The sequence below is a fragment of the Salinibacter sp. genome (assembly GCF_036626415.1).
GTDB lineage: Bacteria > Bacteroidota > Rhodothermia > Rhodothermales > Salinibacteraceae > Salinibacter.
In genome coordinates, this window is the sequence record NZ_JAZKRW010000191.1 from 1 (window position 1) to 3,990 (window position 3,990).

Here is a 3,990-nt window from a genome sequence, read left to right on the forward strand (position 1 = left end):
GGACTGGCCTTCATCGCGGGCGGCGAGGGTCGGGGAGGGGGCAGCTTGGGTTTCGAGCATGGGGGATTTGGGTTGTGCGTTGGAACGATTTGCGTTGCACGTTGGACGGTGTGGGCGGAGGCGCCAAAAACAGGGCGCAGGATCACGAGACAGCCGGGGACGCCGTGTCTTCCAGGACGTCGTGGACGGTCTCGACGACACGGTCGACGTTGAAGCCGAGCTCTTCGTAGACCTCCTCGCCGGGCCCCGAGAGGCCAAAGCGGTCAAGGCCGATCACGGCGCCGTCGTTGCCGACGAGATGATGCCAGCCGCGCGAGATGCCGGCCTCCACGGCCACCGTGGGCACGTCGGGCGGCAATACCTCGCGACGGTACGTCTCGGGCTGGGCCTCAAACTGCTCCATCGACGGCATGGAGACGACGCGGGCGGCCACGGTCTCGTCGGCCAGTGCTACCGCGGCGTCGCGGGCGAGATGTACCTCCGAGCCAGTTGCCAAAAGAACAACGTCCGGCGTGCGGTCGGGGTCCTCCAGCACGTACGCCCCGCGCTCGATGGCATCGTCCGGGATGCGCGCCGCGTCGAAAATGGGGAGGGCCTGCCGCGTGAGGACGAGCCCCACCGGCCCGTTGTGCTCCACGGCAAACCGCCAGGCGGCGGCCGTCTCGTTGGCGTCGGCGGGGCGGAGGACCGTGTAGCCGGGAATGGCGCGCATGGCCATCAGGTGCTCCACCGGCTGGTGCGTGGGGCCGTCCTCCCCGAGCGCGATGGAGTCGTGCGTGAAGACCGTGACGCGGTGCAGGTCCATCAGCGCCGACAGGCGCAGGGCCGGGCGCATGTAGTCGGAGAACGCGAAGAAGGTGGCGTCGAACGGAAGCAGGCCGCCGTGCAGGGCCATGCCGTTGGTCACGGCCCCCATCCCGTGCTCGCGGACGCCGAAGTGGATGTTGCGCCCCGACTGAAAGGAGGAAGTAGTCTCCGGGCTGCGCCCCGTCTGGTCGGCCTGGAAGGTGCCGTAGCCCTCCAGGTGGGTCTTGTTGGACGGTGCCAAATCGGCGGAGCCGCCCACGAGCGTGCAGATGTTGGCGGCCAGTTCTTGAAGGGTTTCGCCGGAGGCGTTGCGCGTGGCGATCGGGCCGTCCTCAGGCTGAAAAGTGGGCACGTGGTCGGCCTCATACTCGGGCACCTCCCCGTCCATCGCCCGCAGGAAGAGGCGGCACGCGTCGGGGTGGGCCTCGCGGTAGGCGTCCACCGTCTCCTCCCAGGCGGTCTGCTGGTCGGGGCCGGTCCGCAGCGCGCGCCGGCAGTGCTCGTAGGCTGCCTCCGGGACGTGGAAGCGTGGCTCCGTCGGCCAGTCGAGATGCTCCTTCGTCGCCGCCAGGTCGTCGTCCCCGAGCGGCGAGCCGTGCACGTCGGCCGTGTCCTGCTGCGGGCTGCCATAGCCGATGTGGGTGCGGACGCAGATAATGGAGGGACGCTCCGTGGCGTCCTGCGCCGCCTCGATGGCGGCCTCGATGTCGTCGAGGTCATTTCCATCCTCCACGTGCTGCACGTGCCAGCCCTGCGCGTCGAAGCGGGAGGCCACGCGCTCGGTGAAGGCGAGGTCCGTCTCCCCCTCAATCGAGATGCAGTTCTGGTCGTAGAGGTAGATGAGCTTGCCGAGGCCGAGGTGGCCGGCCAGCGCGCCGGCCTCCGCCGAGAGGCCCTCCATCAGGTCCCCGTCGCTGACGATGCCGTAGGTGTAGTGGTCGACGAGCGGGTGCTCGTCGGTGTTAAAGGTGTCGGCCAGGTACCGCTCGGCGAGGGCCATGCCCACGCCGTTGGCGAAGCCCTGGCCGAGGGGGCCGCTGGTCGTCTCCACGCCGGGCGTGTGGCCGTACTCGGGGTGGCCGGGCGTCTTGCTGTGCAGCTGCCGGAAGTTTTTGATCTCCTCCAGCGGCAGGTCGTAGCCGTAGAGGTGCAGCAGCGCGTAGAGCAGCGCCGAGCCGTGCCCTGCCGACAGCACGAAGCGGTCGCGGTTGGGCCAGTCGGGACTGTTGGGATTGTGCTTCAGGAAGCGATCCCACAGCACGTACGCCATGGGCGCCGCGCCGAGCGGCATGCCCGGGTGGCCGCTGCCGGCCTCCTCGACGGCGTCGGCGGCCAGGAAGCGAAGGGTGTTGACGCAGGTTTCGTGGACGGAGGAAGAGGCCATGATGGGTCGGAGGGGTGCACCCAGAGAAACGCGTTCGGTGTGAGAGGCGCCCCTGCCTCGATCCGGCGGGACATCCTCAACTTCGCCGATTCCGTAGGGGAGCGTAGGCGTCCGTTACAGTGCAGCGTCCCGTCCGCAGGAACGCCCAACCCACGGCGCGTCGGTCAAAAGATTTCGAGGCTAATGTAGCGCCCCGGGTTTTCTTCGAAGTCCTTCAGTAGCCGGTCCATCCGGAGAGTAAGGGAGTCGGCCCGGTGGTAGAGGCGCGGATCGTCCAGGAGCTTGCCTGCGGTGCCCCGCCCCGCCCGTAGGTCCGCCAGGATCGCCTCCAGGTCCTCGGCGCTCTGTTCGAGCGACCGGGCCGTGCGGCGCGTGTAGTGCAGGGTCCGCTCCGCGTCCTCAACCGCCTGAGCCAGCGTGTCGCGGTCGAGCGTGTCGACGAGGGCCTCCAGGGTGGCGGCGGTGTGTTCGAGGTGGCCGATGGTGCGGCGCATGGGCGCACGCTCCTGCTGTACGAATGCATCGATGCCCGCCGAGGCCGAGCGGAGGTTTTCGGTCAGGCGCTGCACGTTCGGCTCCGATCCCGCGAGGACGCGCTGGGCCTCCGACAGCGTGCCGGAGGTCTGTGCGAGCACGCTGTCGATTCGCTCAGCAATCGGCAGGGCCCGCTCCTGCAGCTCGTCAAGCGTCCCCTGCTCTACCGTGGGGATTCGGGCCCCGGCGGCAAGAGGCTCGCCCTCGTCCGCCCGATCGAGCGAAATGCTCACGTCATCGAGCGCCGCGATGCCACCGACCGATGCCGTCGTGCCCTCCCGCAGCTGCACATCGTCTTGGATGCGCATGCGCACCCGGACGCCCGCATCGTCTGCGAGCGCAACGCGATCGACGGTGCCCACGGAGATGCCCCGCACCGTGACCGGCGTGCCGGGCGCCACGCCCTCCGCCTGCTCGAAGCGAGCGGTCAGCGGGTAGGTGTTTCCAAACAGGGAGGTGCCCTGCAGAAACCGGACGCCGAGTACCAGAAGCGCGAGGGCCGCGACGGCAAGGACGCCGACCCGAAACTCGTTCCAGAAGCGCTCCTGTTCCTTTTCTTCGCTGCGGTCTGTGCTCATGGCGTGGAAGAGTCGCATCGAAAAGACGAGAACGGCCCCGGGGCGGCCTCACAGCTGGTAGGCATTCGCCTCCAGAAAGTCACAGAGCACGGGGTCGCTGCAGGCCCGGAGCTCCTCTACGGTGCCCACGAACCGCATCTGCCCCTCGTGAAGGAAGCCGACCTGATCGGCGATCGAGAGCACCGAGTGCATGTCGTGCGTCACCATCACGCCCATGCGGCAAAGCGTGCGGGAGAGCTGCTCGATGAGGGCATCGATGACGCTGGAGGTCTCCGGGTCGAGGCCGCTGCTGGGCTCGTCGTAAAACAAGTACTGGGGCTTCCGAACGATGGCGCGGGCGAGGGCCACACGCTTCACCTGCCCCCCGGAGAGCGACGCGGGCGTCTGGTCGGCCGCGGCCCGGAGCTCCACCCGCCCCAGCTCCTCCATCACCCGGCCCTCGATGTCGGACTCGGGCTGGTCGGTGTGGAGCCGGAGGGGGAGGGCGACGTTGTCGTAGACCGTCATCGAGTCGAACAGGGCCCCGCCCTGAAAGAGCATGCCGAAGCGCGTGCGGACCGCCTCCAGCTCGTCGTCGGACAGCGCGGCCAGGTTCGTGTCCCCGACGCGCACATGCCCGCGGTCCGGCTGCAGCAGGCCCACCAGGTGGCGGAGCAGCACGCTCTTGCCCGAGCCCGAGTGGCCGAC

3 protein-coding genes are annotated in these 3,990 nt (G+C 68.9%); all 3 read right to left on the reverse strand.

Going from position 1 to position 3,990, the window contains the following annotated elements; translation table 11 throughout:
* Positions 1–142 precede the first annotated feature (142 nt).
* Positions 143–2,191 (reverse strand): transketolase, encoded by a 2,049-nt coding sequence (tkt, locus tag V5A20_RS13425; protein WP_332327571.1) that lies wholly within the window; start codon positions 2,189–2,191, stop codon positions 143–145.
* Positions 2,192–2,355: 164 nt separating this feature from the next.
* Positions 2,356–3,303: an MlaD family protein gene (locus V5A20_RS13430; protein WP_332327572.1), complete on the reverse strand. Its 948-nt coding sequence runs from the start codon at positions 3,301–3,303 to the stop codon at positions 2,356–2,358.
* Positions 3,304–3,351: 48 nt separating this feature from the next.
* The coding region (locus tag V5A20_RS13435; RefSeq protein WP_332327573.1) for an ABC transporter ATP-binding protein at positions 3,352–3,990 on the reverse strand (639 nt) is incomplete at its 5' end.